The organism is Streptomyces murinus (genome assembly GCF_002154555.1).
Lineage (GTDB): Bacteria > Actinomycetota > Actinomycetes > Streptomycetales > Streptomycetaceae > Streptomyces > Streptomyces murinus.
Genome location: NZ_MUNF01000125.1, coordinates 1 through 14,004 on the forward strand (window position 1 = coordinate 1; position 14,004 = coordinate 14,004).

Genomic DNA, 14,004 nt, shown 5'->3' on the forward strand with positions numbered 1-14,004 from the left:
CTCGTCACCAACGCCATCCGCTACGGCGAACCCCCCATCCAGCTACGGCTGATCCGCGACCGCGCCCTCATCTGCGAGGTCTCCGACGCCAGTTCCACCTCCCCGCATCTACGCCGGGCGCACGCCTACGACGAGGGCGGCCGGGGACTGCTGCTGGTCGCGCAGCTCACCCAGCGCTGGGGGAGCAGGCAGACGGCCGCGGGCAAGACCATCTGGGCCGAACAGCCGCTTCCCGACGCCTGATCGGCCGCTACTGGAAGGCGCAGCCCGGGTTCGGCGCGTCCTCGGAGAACGGGGAGCCGTGCGGCAGCACGTACAGCACGTCGAGCACCACCGGGGTGTCCCCGAGGTTGCGGCCTATGTGCACGTTCCCCGGTCCGGCCGGCTCCTGTATCGGCTCGCCCGCCCGGTACACCCCGTCCGGGGCGCAGGCGGAGTCGAAGTGGCTCAGGGTGCCCTGGCGCACCACGCCGTACAGGGGGCCGTCGTGGTAGTGCCAGCCGGTGCTCTGGCCGGGCGGGACGGTGATCTCCCGCAGGGTGTAGTCGGTGTTCCCGACGGTCCGTTCACTGATCGTGCGGGCCGTCACCCCGGGGCCTGCCGGGGTCGCCCCCGCGGGCCCGCAGATGAGTACGGTGGCGGCGGCCACGGCGCCGATCAGGGCGGCGGCGCGCGGTGCTGTGCGCATGGGGATGCCTCCAGGGGAGCGAGGGATGTCGGCGCGAACATAGGCTCCTCGCACACCTGTTGGGGCCGGAATCAGGGAATCCGGATTGCGGGCGCTCGCACGGTCGGCGCGCGCACCGTCGACGCCTGCCCGGTCGGCTCGCGCTCGGTCGGCTCGCGCTCGGTCAGCGCGCGCCGCCGTCCGCCGCGACCTGGGCGAGGGTGCGCCCGGTGCGCACCGAACGGGCCCGCCGGGGGTCGGGGGACCCGTGCCCGGCCTTGTGCGCCGCGCCCTTGCGCACCAGCAGCCAGTGGTCCTCCCCGTCCCGGCCCCGGAAGCGGGTCAGGGCGTACTCGCCGCGCAGCTTGGTGCCGTGCAGCCGGAACGTGGCGTGTCCGTGCTCCAGCGACTCGGCGAAGTCCACCGGCCGCCCCTGCCGGTCATGGCTCAGCGGCTCGTACGTCCCCCGGTCCCACACGATCACCGTGCCGCCGCCGTACTGGCCCTTCGGGATCACGCCCTCGAAGTCCTCGTACGCCAGCGGATGGTCCTCCGTGGGCACCGCGAGCCGCTTGTCGCCGGGGTCGGCGGACGGGCCCCTCGGCACGGACCAGGACTTCAGGACGTCGTCCACCTGGAGCCGGAAGTCGAAGTGCATCCGGCGCGCGTCGTGGATCTGCACCACGAACCGGGGCCGCCCGCCGCCCCGGCCCCCGGCGTCCTGTCCGGCCGAGGGCTTTCGGCCTTCGTCCGTCCGCCCTTCGGCCGCGGGTTCCCGGGTCCGCTCGAAGTCGCGCCTGCCGCGGTACGTCCGCAGCCGGTCCTCCGCTGCCACGTGCGGCTCCTTCCGTGCGTCCGCCTCACCGGGTCCCGGGTACCCCGCTCACCCCGGTCTCAGAACTCCTCGTGGGTCTCAGGGTCGCCGCCGAGCCGGGTCGGGGCGTGCCGGGTGATCGCGGCCATCTGGTCCGAGTCCAGCTCGAAGCCGAAGACGTCCAGGTTGGCGCGCTGCCGCTCGGGGTCGGCGGACTTCGGGATGGGCAGCGCGCCCAGCTGGACGTGCCAGCGCAGCAGCACCTGCCCGGGGCTCACCCCGTGCTCGTCGGCGATCCGGCCGACGTGCGGGTCGCCCAGCAGATGGCCGCCCCGGCCCAGCGGGCTCCAGCTCTCGGTGAGGATGCCCTGGTCCGCGTGGAAGGCGCGCAGCTCCTCCTGCGGGAACAGCGGGTGCAGCTCGATCTGGTTCACCGACGGCAGCACCCCGGTCTCCTTCTCCAGCCGCACGACGTGCTCCGGGGTGAAGTTGGAGACGCCGATCGAGCGGATCAGACCGTCCTCCCGGAGCTTGATCATCGCCTTCCAGGAGTCGACGTACTTGCCGACCCGGGGGTTCGGCCAGTGGATCAGGTACAGGTCCACGTACTCCACGCCGAGCCGCCGCCGGGACTCCTCGAAGGAGGCCAGGGTCTCCTGGTAGCCGTGGTGGCGGCCCGGCAGCTTGGTCGTCACCACCAGCTCCTCGCGGGGCACCCCGGCGTTCGCGAGGGCACGGCCCACGCCGGTCTCGTTGCGGTAGTTCACCGCGGTGTCCACCAGTCGGTAGCCGAGGCCGAGTGCCTCGCGTACGGCCCGTTCGGCCGCGGTGTCGTCCAGCGGCCAGGTACCGAGGCCGAGGGCGGGGATCGTCGTTCCGTCGTTGAGCGTGTGCACCGGTATGCCGTTCACGAGGAGACCTTCCGCTCGACAGTGTCGTGCCACCAGCCTCATGGATAGGGTGAGTGGTGATCAACCGGACGGGCGCGACGTGGCCGGCGGACGGCACGGGCCCCGGGGCCGGTACGGACGAGCAGCGGAGCGCGCGCATGACGACGGACAGGGCCGCGGCGCAGCAGCAGGAGCGGCCGGAACAGCCGGAGCGCCGGGAAGAGCCGGAGCGCCGGGAGCGGTCGGAGCGGCGGGAAGGACCGGCGCGGGCCGAAAGCACGGACCGGCCGGATCCGGTCACCGGGGTGGACATGCGGGTCGGGGACGTCGAGGTGCGGCCGGTCGCCGGGCACATCGGCGCCGAGATCACCGGCGTCGACCTCGCCGCACCCCTCGACGACGCGGTGGCCGGCCTGATCCGGCGGGCCGTGCTGCGCTGGAAGGTGGTGTTCTTCCGGGACCAGCGCCTGGACCACGCAAGGCATGTCGCCTTCGCCCGCCGCTTCGGCGAGCCGGTGGTCCTCCGCCGCCGCGGCGGCGCCTCGCCCCCGGACTTCCCGGAGGTGGAGACCACGGCCGACCGGCTGGAACTGGGCGGCCGCTACGGCATGGACCACGAGGAGTGGCTCGCCCGCCGCCGCCCCCATCTGCTGCGCGGCTGGCACTGCGACCACGGCGCCCGCGTCGACCCGCCCGCCGCGACCATTCTGCGCGCCGAGTCCGTCCCGCCCTACGGCGGCGACACCACCTGGGCCAATCTGGCCGCCGCCTACGCGGGCCTGTCCGCGCCGGTGCGCGCCTTCGTGGACGGGCTGCGCGCCGAGCACCGGCTCGGCGTCGGCTACCAGCCCCGCCCCGGCGACGACGCCTATCTGCGCCACCTCCTGGACCACCAGATGGCCTGCGAGCACCCCCTGGTGCGGGTGCACCCGGAGACCGGGGAGCGGGTGCTGTTCGTCAACGGCTACTACATCGAGCAGATCACCGGCGTCTCCCGCCCGGAGAGCGCCGCCCTGCTCCAGATGCTCCTCGACCAGGCGGTCCGCCCCGAGTACACGGTCCGCTTCCGCTGGGCGCCCGGCAGCGTCGCCTTCTGGGACAACCGGGCCACCATCCATCTGGCCCCCAGCGACCACACCGGGCTCGACGCGCCCCGGATCATGCACCGGGTGATGCTGCACGGCGAGGTGCCGGTCGGGGTGGACGGCAGGCCCTCCACCCCGGTCACGGGCACCGAGGCGGGCCGCTGGTAGCAGCCGGTACGACGCTCAGACCGCAGGCTGCCAGCCGAGCGCCGGACCGAGCTTCGTCGCCATGTCGGTCAGGATCTGCACATAGTCCTCGTGCGCGAAGGTGAACGGCAGCGCGAAGGCCACCTCGTCCACCTCCCGGAACGCCGGGTCGGCCCGCAGCCGCTCGGCCAGTTCCGCCGAGGTGCCGACCAGGTCCGGCGCGAACAGCAGCCGCGCCGGGCCCTGCGGGGCGGTGGTGCGCGGCAGCCTCTTGGCGGCGAACTCGGCGTACCGGGCGCGCTGTTCGGGGCTCGCCGAGTCGGTGGGTATCACCACCAGACCCTGCGAGACCCGGGCCGCCGCGCCGTCGGGGTGGTGCGCCCGGAACTCCCGGACGAGGGACCGCTGTATCTCCGCGAAGTCGTACGGCTCCTCACCCGGGCCCGCCGCCTTGACGACGCTGCTGGTCAGGAAGTTCATCCCGTGCTCGCCCGCCCAGCGCGCGGAGCCGAGACTGCCGCCGCCGTACCACAGCCGGCCGCCGAGCCCGGGGGAGTGCGGCTGCACCACATCGCTGAACACCTCGAAGCCCTCGACCCCGCTGAAGTCGCTGGCGGGCTTGCCGCGCACGAGGTCCAGGAGCCGCCGCACCCGCTCATAGCCGAAGTCCTCGCTGTCGCCGGTGTCCGGGTACAGGGCGTCCCTCACCTGGTCGTAGTGCATCGGCGGGCCCACGCTGAGCCCCGGGTTCAGCCGGCCGCCGGACAGCAGGTCGACGGTCGCCAGGTCCTCGGCGAGGCGCAGCGGGTTCTCCCAGCCGAGCGGTATGACCGCGGTGCCCAGTTCGATACGGCGGGTGCGCTGGGAGGCGGCGGCGAGGACGGCGACCGGGGACGAGATGCCGTACTGGAGATGGCGGTGGCGGACCCAGGCGCTGTCGAAGCCGAGCCGCTCGCCCAGTTCGATGATCTCCAGCGTGGACTCGTGCCCCCGGGCCGGGTCCGCCGGGTCGAACAGGCCGATGGTGAGGAAGCCCAGCTTGCGCAGGGGGCGTGGGGTGGACGGCACGGGCTCCTCCAGCGGTCGTACTGCGGTTCGCCATCGAGTGTGGCAGCCGAGTGTGACAACTGTGTGATCGGTTTTCGACGCGGGGCCCGGACCGTCCGGCAGGTTTGCTTCGGAGGGTTCGCTTCAGGGGGTCACCTCAGCGGGATGACGACCTCGTCCTCCATCGGCGGGTCAAGTTCCTGCGGGCGGTTGCCGGTCGCGGCGAAGCAGCGGACGCGGAGCTCCTGCGCGCCGACGTCCAGGCGCAGGAAGGACTTGAAGAAGGGCGGGGTGTAGGTGACGGAGGACGGCGAGAACAGCTGGGTGTACATCTTGCGCACCGGCAGCCGGACGCGTGAGGTGCGGTCGGGGCGGCCGCCGGCACCCAGCAGGCTCGCGACCAGACGGGTGCGCCGGGTGACCCGGGTGTCGGGGCCGGGGGCGCGGCCGGGTTCGATGCCGAGGCGTTCGGCGATCACGGCCGTGGCCTCCGACTCGCTGAGCCCGAGGCGGGGCAGGCGCAGCCGGCGGGCGTAGAGGTGGCTGTAGAACGCGAGCGAGTCGCCGCGCAGCGGGTAGCAGCGGAAGTCGCCCTCGGTGACCCCGCCGATCGACACCCGGGGGATGGTGTGGGTGGCGTGCATGAACGCCCCGCCGCCGCCCGAGACGATGTACTGGATGGTGCGGCCGTCCACCTGGACCGGGTAGCGCTGGTAGTTGTGGATGTCACCGCCGATCGCGGCCACGTAGTGGTGCTCCGGGTCCCGGACGATGTCGTCCACGGTGCCGCCGCCGTCGATGGGGCAGGGGTGGTGCTCGCCGTCGACGTACAGCGGTGACCCGGTGATGAGGATCTTCGGGCGGGTGCCCCTGGACACCTCGCGCAGCCAGGCGCCCTGTTCGGCGTCGAGGGTGCCGAGCAGTCCGGTGTCGATGCCGATCAGGCGCACCGGTCCTGCGTCCAACGCCCAGTAGGGACCGGGCTGTTCGGCTTGCTGGCCGGGCGCCGACCGCAACTTCCTTGCCTCGTCCAGGTGTTGTCCGTCCGCCGGGCGCGGCCGGTGCCACAGCAGCGCCTGCCACCAGGCCCGGCCGAGCGGGCGGGGCCGGGGCGCGGGGTCCGGTGGCGGGGTGTCGGCGCAGAAGACCCGCATGAAGGCGCCGAGATCCTCGTACCAGTCGTGGTTGCCGGGTATCGCGTAGATCGGCGCCGGGTAGTCCCGGTACGGCCGGAAGAACTTGTCCGCGTAGTCGTCGGCGCTGCCCACCGGGTAGATGACATCGCTCGTGATCACCGCGAACTCGGTGCCCTGACCGGTCTTCAGGAACCCCGGCACGGCGGCGTACTGGGACTCGCCGCCCTCCCCGGTGTCGCCGATGACCATGAAGGAGAACCGGTCCGGCACCTCCCGCCGGAACACCTTGTCGGCGGGCACCCCGGCGGACTGTCGCCGGGCCACCCACCGGCCGCGGGTACGGCCGGTGGGGTCGCCGAACCAGGAGGCCAGCACGCCGTTGCGGGCCGCCCACAGCGTTCTGGGGTTCAGCCAGGACACCTTCCGGACGTGGGGTGGCATCAACTGCTTGAAGGCACCCGGCTCGGCCGAGCCCCAGCCGGCGCCCTGTGCGGTATCGCGTGAGGAGTCAGACACGCCAGGCACCGTAACAACGCGCCGACCAGCGGCGGGAGACCGGGGCTCGGGTCAACGCCCCACGACGGCGGGCGCGTTCGGCGGTGTTCCCGCGCGGGCGCGGATCTCCCCGGGCCTCAGGCGGGCAGCTCGGCCAGCCAGTCCAGGAGCAGGCGGTTGGTCTCCTCAGGGCGCTCCTGCTGGATCCAGTGGCCGCAGTCGTCGAGCAGCTGTGAGGAGACCAGGCCCGGCAGGGTGTGGGGGAACGCCTTGACGGCGTCGGACAGCCAGGACGTGGTGACGTCCAGGGCGCCGCCGATGAACAGGGACGGCTGGGTGAGGGGAGCGCCCTGATGGGCGGCGAGGTCCGCCCAGTCGCGGTCCATGTTCCGGTAGCGGTTGAGCGCTCCGGTCAGCCCGGTCCGCTCGAACTCACCCGCGTAGAAGTCGAGTTCAGCCTCGCCGAGCCACCCGGGCAGCGGCCCGTCGGGGCACCGGTCGCGCAGGGTGCCGCCGGGGCCGACGAAGTACGGGACGGGGTCGCCGGGTCCGGGCATGGTCCCGGCGGACAGGGCCCGGTAGAAGGCCGCGAGCCAGCCGCGTACATCGGGCTCGATCTCGGCCTCGGCACGGCCCGGCTCCTGGAAGTAGGAGATGTAGAACTCGTCGTCCCCGCCGCCCATATGGGCGAAGACCTCGGTCGGCCGGGACGCGCCGCGCGGGGTGTACGGCACGCTGAGCATGCCCACCGCCCGGAAGACCTCGGGACGGAGCAGGCCCGAGCCCGAGGCGATGGCGGAACCCCAGTCGTGGCCGACGATCACGGCCGACTCCTCGCCGAGCGCGTGCACCACCGAGACGTTGTCCGCCACGAGTTCGGTCAGCCGGTACGCGTCCGTCGCGGCCGGCTTGGCGGACCGGCCGTAGCCGCGGACGTCGATGGCCACCGCCCGGTACCCGGCCGCCGCGAGGGCCGGCAGCTGATGGCGCCAGGAGTACCAGGACTCCGGGAAGCCGTGCACCAGCAGCACCAGCGGCCCGCTGCCCTGCTCCACGAGATGGATCCGCCCCGCCTCGGTGGGCACCAGCCGGTGCGTCGGTTCGCCGATGTGTGTCATGAGCCCTCCCATGGGCTGTCGAGTGAACTTGAGCGGTCGGGTGAAGGGGATTTCAGGCCGTTTCGCGGTGCAACGAGGCGACGGCGTGCGCGGTCGCGGCGCCGATCGCGGCATTGATCGCGGCGTCGTCCGCGCCCGGCCGCGATCTGGTGAAGACCGCGGCGGCGTACTGACGGCCGTCCGGGTACGAGACGACGCCGACCTCATTGCGTACGATCCCGGCGAGCCCGCCGCTCTTGGCCGCCACCCGCACCGGCGTCCGGAACCCGCTCGCGATCCGGTGCCGGGTGAGCTGGCGGCCCATGACCGCCCGCACCCGCGCGCAGGCCGCCGCCGGCCCCGCCTGCCCGCTCCAGAGGAGCCGCAGCAGCCGCACCATGTCGCGCGCTGTCGTGCCGGTGCCCGCACCGGGAGTCAGCGCACGCGCCCCGGGCAACTGCTCGTCGGCGTCCGCCGATTCGGCCGCCGAGGCGCGCGCCGACCAGTCGACGAGGTCCGCCCAGCCCGCGCGGCCGAGGTCCTGGCCGATGGAGTCCAGCATGGTGCGCAGATCGGACCGGACGACCGTGTTCCGCAGCCCGAGCCGCGCGGCCGTCGCGTTCAGGGTGTCGACACCGAGCCGGTTCATCAGCGCGTCGGTGCACGGGTTGTCGCTGATGGTCAGCATCAGGACGACCATGTCCCGCAGGGACAGCGCGACCTCGTCCTCGAACAGCGACACCCCGACCGTGCCGGGTGTGCGCTGCGCGGCACCCAGCACCACCCGCTCCCGCGGATCCAGCCGGCCCTCGGCGAACCAGGTCTCGGCCGCCAGCGCGACCAGCACCTTCACCACCGAGGCGGGTACCACGAGTTGATCGGCACCCAGCCCGAATTCCCCTTCGCCGTCGAGGGGTTGGACGAGCAGCGTGCCCGTGCACCCCGCCCGCTCGAAGATCTCTCCCACCGTGTCGACCGTCATGAAGACGATCTTCCCAGGGTGGTCCCTGCTGTCACAGGCGCCCCAACAGTTGTTTCATGAACGTGAATTGGCCGCTGGGGAAGCACACAGCGACGTCATAGGGAAAACCCTCGATTGGCTCCCGCGCTGGTGACATGGACGGTTCAAGACTGTCATTCTCCCAGCGCACGCTGATCCCCCACGAGCGCACCACGGATCACGGTCTTCCGCACAGCACCACCCACCGGACAGCAGACCCGGCTGTCCGGTCTCTCACAGGCCGCGACCCGGCGGCCTACGCAGGAGGAGTAAGAGTGAGACCCCACAGACCCCTTTCTCACGGACGTCTTCCCCAGAGACGTCTCTCCAAGCGGGCCACGGTCGGAGCCGCGCTGCTCTCCACCGCGGCCCTCTTCGCCGTCGGTATGCAGGCCGGCCCGGCGACGGCCGCGCCCGCCGCGCACCACCTCAGCCCCCTGCGCGTCGGCGCCCTTGAGGCCAAGCTCAGCCCGGCCCAGCACAAGGCCCTGATCCAGAGCGCCCAGGACAAGACGACCGACACCGCCCGCACCCTCGGCCTCGGCGCCAAGGAGAAGCTGGTCGTCAAGGACGTCACCAAGGACGCCGACGGCACGCTGCACACCCGCTACGAGCGCACCTACGACGGTCTGCCCGTCCTCGGCGGCGACCTGATCGTGCACACCCCGCCCGCCTCGCTGGCGGCCGGCACCGTGAGCGCCACGTACAACAACAAGAACAAGATCCAGGTCTCCTCGACCACGGCGACCTACACCAAGGCCGCGGCCGAGGGCAAGGCGCTGAAGGCCGCCAAGGCCCTGGACGCCGCGAAGCCCGCCGCCGACAGCGCCCGCAAGGTGATCTGGGCCGGCAGTGGCACCCCGAAGCTCGCCTGGGAGACCGTGATCGGCGGCTTCCAGGACGACGGCACGCCGAGCAAGCTGCACGTCATCACCGATGCCACCACCGGCAAGGAGCTGTACCGGTACCAGGGCATCGAGACCGGCGTCGGCAACACCCGCTACAGCGGCCAGGTCTCGCTGACCTCGACCCAGTCGGGCTCGTCGTACAACCTGACCGACGGTACGCGCGGCGGTCACAAGACGTACAACCTGAACCACGGCTCCTCCGGCACCGGCACCCTGTTCTCGCAGAGCAGCGACACCTGGGGCGACGGCACCAACTCCAACGCCGCCACCGCCGGCGCGGACGCCGCCTACGGCGCGCAGGAGACGTGGGACTTCTACAAGAACACGTTCGGGCGCAGCGGCATCAAGAACGACGGTGTCGGCGCCTACTCCCGGACGCACTACGGCAACTCGTACGTGAACGCGTTCTGGGACGACAGCTGCTTCTGCATGACGTACGGCGACGGCTCCGGGAACAACGACCCGCTGACCGCGCTGGACGTCGCCGGCCACGAGATGAGCCACGGTGTCACCTCCAACACCGCGGGCCTCGACTACTCCGGCGAGTCGGGCGGTCTGAACGAGGCCACCTCCGACATCTTCGGCACCGGCGTGGAGTTCTACGCCAACAACAGCTCGGACCCCGGTGACTATCTCATCGGCGAGAAGATCAACATCAACGGCGACGGCACCCCGCTGCGCTACATGGACAAGCCGAGCAAGGACGGCGGTTCGGCGGACAGCTGGTACTCGGGCGTCGGCAACCTCGATGTGCACTACTCCTCGGGTCCGGCGAACCACATGTTCTACCTGCTCTCCGAGGGCAGCGGCAGCAAGGTCATCAACGGTGTGACCTACAACAGCCCGACCTCCGACGGTGTCGCCGTCACCGGCATCGGCCGGGACGCCGCCCTCCAGATCTGGTACAAGGCGCTGACGTCGTACATGACGTCCAGCACCAACTACGCCGGTGCCCGCACCGCGGCGCTCAACGCGGCCGCCGCGCTCTACGGCGCCAACTCCGCGCAGTACGCGGGTGTCGGCAACGCCTTCGCGGGCATCAACGTCGGCAGCCACATCACCCCGCCGAGCAACGGCGTGACGGTCACCAACCCGGGCAGCCAGTCCTCCACCGTGGGCACGGCGGTCAGCCTCCAGGTCCAGGCGAGCAGCACCAACAGCGGCGCCCTGACCTACAGCGCCTCCGGCCTGCCGACCGGTCTGTCGATCAACAGCTCCACCGGTGTGATCTCCGGTACGCCGTCTGCGGCCGGCAGCTACAGCACCACCGTCACGGTGAAGGACTCCACCGGCGCGACCGGTACCGCGACCTTCACCTGGACCGTCAGCACCAGCGGTGGTGGCGGCTGCACCTCGACCCAGCTGCTGGCCAACCCGGGCTTCGAGTCGGGCAACACCGGCTGGACCGCGAGCAGCGGCGTCATCACCACGGACAGCGGCCAGGCGGCGCACGGCGGCTCGTACAAGGCGTGGCTGGACGGCTACGGCACCTCGCACACCGACACCCTGTCCCAGTCGGTGACGATCCCCGCGGGCTGCAAGGCGACCCTGTCCTTCTACCTGCACATCGACTCCGCCGAGACCACCAGCAGCACCGCGTACGACAAGCTGACGGTCACCGCCGGTTCGACCACCCTGGCGTCGTACTCGAACCTGAACAAGGCCTCGGGCTACGTCCTGAAGACCTTCGACCTGTCCTCGCTGGCGGGCCAGACGGTCACCCTGAAGTTCAACGGCGTGGAGGATGTCTCGCTCCAGACCAGCTTCGTCGTGGACGACGCGTCCCTGACCACCAGCTGATCACCCGCACCGGCTGAACGCACCATCTGAACCGAAGGGTCCCGCTCCCCGGCCGGGGAGCGGGACCTTCTCATGCGGTCAGTCCAGCGGACCCAGTGTGAGGTACGCCTGCTGCGGATCGCCGTCGTTGACCAGCGACTCCTGGTTGCCGACGTCGTCGAAGGCGAACGCGTAGGCCTTGCCGTCGGACATCCGCGCGTGCACCGCCTTCGCGTACTGGTTGGTCACCGCGTCCTGGTAGAAGTCGCCCGGCGTGTTGTCCGGCGCCTGCGAACTCACCAGCAGCGTCGAGCGGTTGAACCCGGCGCACAGGGTGCGGGAGATGGGCCCGCGCACGGCGTCGTTGGGCGCGTCGAGCAGCTTGTGGCAGCCGAACACGCTGTCCGCGTCCGGCTTCTGGAAGCTGGTGACGACCGCGCCGGAGGTGTCGGTGAAGTTCATGACGTCACCCGAGACCCGGCCGTAGAACTTCTTGTCCGGCTGATCGGCGAACGGCGTGACGGTCAGCGTCGACGACGCGTACTTCTGCCAGACCCGGTTCACATAGTCGTCCATCGCGCTCGCGGGCAGCGCGCCGGTCTCCACTCCGTACAGCGGCGACAGCGCGCGCAGCACCGAGCCGTCGGAGCCCGTCTGGATCAGCCCCGACCAGCCACCCGGCTGGGCGCGCAGGGCGCCGAAGAATCCCGACCACCCGCCCTGCTTGAGCTGCCCGGTGGTGCTGACGCTCCCGTCGGCGCGGCGCACCCCGACGGAGTACGGCGCCGAGAACATGTCCACCTGGGTGCTGTTGAGCCACAGCCCGGAGTCGTTGAGCGTGTACTCGGACCAGTTGAAGAGGATGTCGTGGTTGGGGTCGGAGGGGTTCTGCACGGCCGGCTGCACCAGACCGCCGGTGGTCAGCTTGAAGACGAGCTTCTGGCCGTAGGAGAAGTAGATCCGGCCGGAGAACTTCGGGATGCGGATCGTGGTCGACTGCCCGGCGGCCGGCCCCGGAATCGCCGCGTCCGGCGCGGGAGTCGGCGGATTGCCGCCCGCCGGCCAGGCGTGGAAGGCGCCGTTCGCGTCCGCCCAGCCCTGCTGCCCGGAGGACAGCTGGGTGCCGAGGTCGTAAAGGTAGACGGGCTGGGTGCGGCCCGAGTTGTTGGTGATGGTCAGCGCGATGGTGTCCGGTACGGCCGCCCTGGCGTGTTGGGGGACGCCGAGGGCGAGCGCTCCGCCGACGAGGGCGGTGGCGGCAACCAAGGGCAGCGCGCGCCGACTTCGAGTGTGCGGCACTCTCCACCTCCGTGTGGGGGTCGGGGTCGTACGGACCTCCGATCTCTGGTCCGTACCTGTTTGAGAGCGCTCTCAGACTGATGCCGCAGTCGTACCCGTGTCAACGATTCCGGCGCGACTTCCCTTTGCGCGCAGGCCACTTCGAACCCACCCGGCGCCCGCCGCGGGGCGGGCGCCGTGGGCCGGTGCCGGACGGTTCGGAGAGCTCGGAAGGATCGGAGAGCTCGGAAGGCGCGGAAGGTTCAGAAGGCGCGGTCGAGCAGGGCCAGCAGCGCCGCCCAGTGGCGCTCGTCGGCCTCCCGGTCGTACGCCGGGGTGTCGGCCTGGGTGTAGCCGTGCTGCGCGCCCGGATACACCTCGCAGGTGTGGCGCACCCCGGCCGCGTCCAGTGCCTGCTCCAGCTCCCGGATCCGCTCGGCCGGCATGGAGGCGTCCTGGTCGGCGAAGCCGAAGTACAGCTCGGCGGTGATGTCCCCGGCACCGCGGTGCGGGCTGTCCGGGGCGTCCGTGACCAGCTTGCCGCCGTGGAAGCCGGCCGCCGCGGCCACCCGGCCGGAGTGCGTGGCGGCCGTGCGCAGGGCGAGCCGGGCGCCCATGCAGTAGCCGGTCAGCGCGACCGGGCCGTCGGTGACGAACGGATTGTCCGCGAGGAAGCCCAGGTAGGCGTCCGCGTCCCGCCGGGACTGCTCGGGGGTGAGGGAGCCCATCACCGGGCCGATGCGCTGCCAGAGGCCCGGGTCGGCCGCCGGGTCGATGAACTCCGGCAGCTCGCCGAGCGGGGTGGTGCCGTGCCGGTAGAAGACGTTGGGCACCAGGACCGTGTACCCGGCGGACGCCAGCCGGTCGGCCATCGACCGCAGCTGGGGGCGCAGCCCGTAGGCGTCCTGGTACAGCAGGACCCCCGGGTGCGGCTCGCCGTCCGCGGGATGGGCGAGGTAGGCGTCGGCGGTGCCGTCCTCGGTCGGGATGTCGACGGATGCTCCCTGTACGTCGGTCATGGTGACGGGCCTCCTGGGGGAAAGGGACGGCGGTCGGCGGGTGCCCCGGCGCGCCGCGGGTACGCCGGTGTCCTGCGCGAACGCGCCGGACGGGCGGGCGGATCTCATGCTGCCACGCAAGATCGGGACCCTCGCGGGCGGTCCGCCGAACCGCCCCCCGCCGTCACTCGAACCGTGAGGGGTCGCCCGCGCCCCGCCGGACGATCTCCGCCTCGCCGCTGGAGAAGTCGACCACCGTGGTCGGCTCGGTGCCGCACTCCCCGGAGTCGACCACCGCGTCCACCACATGGTCGAGGCGGTCCTTGATCTCCCAGCCCTGGGTCATCGGCTCCTCCTCGTCCGGCAGCAGCAGCGTGCTGGACAGCAGCGGCTCGCCCAGCTCGGCCAGCAGCGCCTGGGTGACCACATGGTCCGGGATGCGCACACCCACCGTCTTCTTCTTCGGGTGCATCAGCTTGCGCGGCACCTCGCGGGTGGCCGGGAGGATGAAGGTGTAGCTGCCGGGGGTGGACGCCTTCACGGCCCGGAACACATCGTTGTCCACCCGTACGAACTGCCCGAGCTGCGCGAAGTCCCGGCACATCAGCGTGAAGTGATGGCGGTCGTCCAGCCGGCGGATGGCCCGGATCCGGTCCACCCCGT

13 protein-coding genes are annotated in these 14,004 nt (G+C 71.7%); 3 read left to right on the forward strand and 10 right to left on the reverse strand.

Going from position 1 to position 14,004, the window contains the following annotated elements:
• Positions 1-243, forward strand: a 243-nt coding sequence (locus CCN72_RS09865; RefSeq protein ID WP_143664067.1) for an ATP-binding protein, incomplete at its 5' end; no start/stop codon positions are given.
• Between the two features lie 7 nt (positions 244-250).
• On the opposite strand, the gene CCN72_RS09870 is transcribed toward CCN72_RS09865, so the two are convergent.
• From CCN72_RS09870 to CCN72_RS09880, 3 genes are all read right to left on the reverse strand, one after another.
• The gene (locus CCN72_RS09870; RefSeq protein WP_086807183.1) at positions 251-688 is read right to left on the reverse strand and encodes a cupin domain-containing protein; all 438 of its coding nucleotides are present in this window, start codon (positions 686-688) and stop codon (positions 251-253) included.
• A 163-nt stretch (positions 689-851) separates the two neighbouring features.
• Positions 852-1,502 (reverse strand): DNA polymerase ligase N-terminal domain-containing protein, encoded by a 651-nt coding sequence (locus CCN72_RS09875; RefSeq protein ID WP_086807184.1) that lies wholly within the window; start codon positions 1,500-1,502, stop codon positions 852-854.
• Between the two features lie 59 nt (positions 1,503-1,561).
• Positions 1,562-2,392 carry an aldo/keto reductase gene (locus CCN72_RS09880; RefSeq protein WP_086807185.1) on the reverse strand — a complete coding sequence of 277 codons (831 nt, stop codon included), beginning with the start codon at positions 2,390-2,392 and terminating at the stop codon, positions 1,562-1,564.
• A gap of 290 nt (positions 2,393-2,682) precedes the next feature.
• Between CCN72_RS09880 and CCN72_RS09885 the strand changes: the two genes are divergently transcribed.
• Positions 2,683-3,624 carry a TauD/TfdA dioxygenase family protein gene (locus tag CCN72_RS09885; protein WP_086807193.1) on the forward strand — a complete coding sequence of 314 codons (942 nt, stop codon included), beginning with the start codon at positions 2,683-2,685 and terminating at the stop codon, positions 3,622-3,624.
• 15 nt (positions 3,625-3,639) lie between these two features.
• Here the strand turns inward: CCN72_RS09885 and CCN72_RS09890 are convergent, their stop codons facing one another.
• From CCN72_RS09890 to CCN72_RS09905, 4 genes are all read right to left on the reverse strand, one after another.
• The gene (locus CCN72_RS09890; protein WP_086807186.1) at positions 3,640-4,671 is read right to left on the reverse strand and encodes an LLM class flavin-dependent oxidoreductase; all 1,032 of its coding nucleotides are present in this window, start codon (positions 4,669-4,671) and stop codon (positions 3,640-3,642) included.
• 131 nt (positions 4,672-4,802) lie between these two features.
• On the reverse strand, positions 4,803-6,302 hold the full coding sequence (locus CCN72_RS09895) for a metallophosphoesterase family protein (RefSeq protein WP_208637959.1): 1,500 nt from the start codon (positions 6,300-6,302) through the stop codon (positions 4,803-4,805).
• 116 nt (positions 6,303-6,418) lie between these two features.
• Positions 6,419-7,399, reverse strand: a complete 981-nt coding sequence (locus CCN72_RS09900; protein ID WP_244174169.1) for an alpha/beta fold hydrolase — start codon at positions 7,397-7,399, stop codon at positions 6,419-6,421.
• 52 nt (positions 7,400-7,451) lie between these two features.
• Positions 7,452-8,360: a serine hydrolase gene (locus CCN72_RS09905; RefSeq protein WP_086807189.1), complete on the reverse strand. Its 909-nt coding sequence runs from the start codon at positions 8,358-8,360 to the stop codon at positions 7,452-7,454.
• A gap of 293 nt (positions 8,361-8,653) precedes the next feature.
• Here CCN72_RS09905 and CCN72_RS09910 point away from each other — a divergent pair, with 293 nt between their 5' ends.
• Entirely contained in the window at positions 8,654-11,086 is a 2,433-nt protein-coding gene (locus tag CCN72_RS09910) for a M4 family metallopeptidase (RefSeq protein WP_435855101.1), read from the forward strand.
• Positions 11,087-11,164: 78 nt separating this feature from the next.
• Here the strand turns inward: CCN72_RS09910 and CCN72_RS09915 are convergent, their stop codons facing one another.
• The 3 genes from CCN72_RS09915 to CCN72_RS09925 all read right to left on the reverse strand — a co-directional run.
• Positions 11,165-12,364, reverse strand: coding sequence for a glycoside hydrolase family 64 protein (locus CCN72_RS09915; RefSeq protein ID WP_086807190.1), 1,200 nt, complete (start codon positions 12,362-12,364; stop codon positions 11,165-11,167).
• Positions 12,365-12,606: 242 nt separating this feature from the next.
• Positions 12,607-13,362, reverse strand: coding sequence for a dienelactone hydrolase family protein (locus CCN72_RS09920; protein ID WP_086807191.1), 756 nt, complete (start codon positions 13,360-13,362; stop codon positions 12,607-12,609).
• A 163-nt stretch (positions 13,363-13,525) separates the two neighbouring features.
• On the reverse strand, positions 13,526-14,004 hold a 479-nt coding region (locus tag CCN72_RS09925; protein ID WP_107430082.1), incomplete at its 5' end, for an L-threonylcarbamoyladenylate synthase.

Bases quoted from the DNA above. Each gene is read 5' to 3' on its own strand.
- CCN72_RS09870 (WP_086807183.1), bottom strand. From the start codon at position 688: ATGCGCACAGCACCGCGCGCCGCCGCCCTGATCGGCGCCGTGGCCGCC.
- CCN72_RS09885 (WP_086807193.1), top strand. From the start codon at position 2,683: ATGCGGGTCGGGGACGTCGAGGTGCGGCCGGTCGCCGGGCACATCGGC.
- CCN72_RS09900 (WP_244174169.1), bottom strand. From the start codon at position 7,399: ATGACACACATCGGCGAACCGACGCACCGGCTGGTGCCCACCGAGGCG.
- CCN72_RS09905 (WP_086807189.1), bottom strand. From the start codon at position 8,360: ATGACGGTCGACACGGTGGGAGAGATCTTCGAGCGGGCGGGGTGCACG.
- CCN72_RS09920 (WP_086807191.1), bottom strand. From the start codon at position 13,362: ATGACCGACGTACAGGGAGCATCCGTCGACATCCCGACCGAGGACGGC.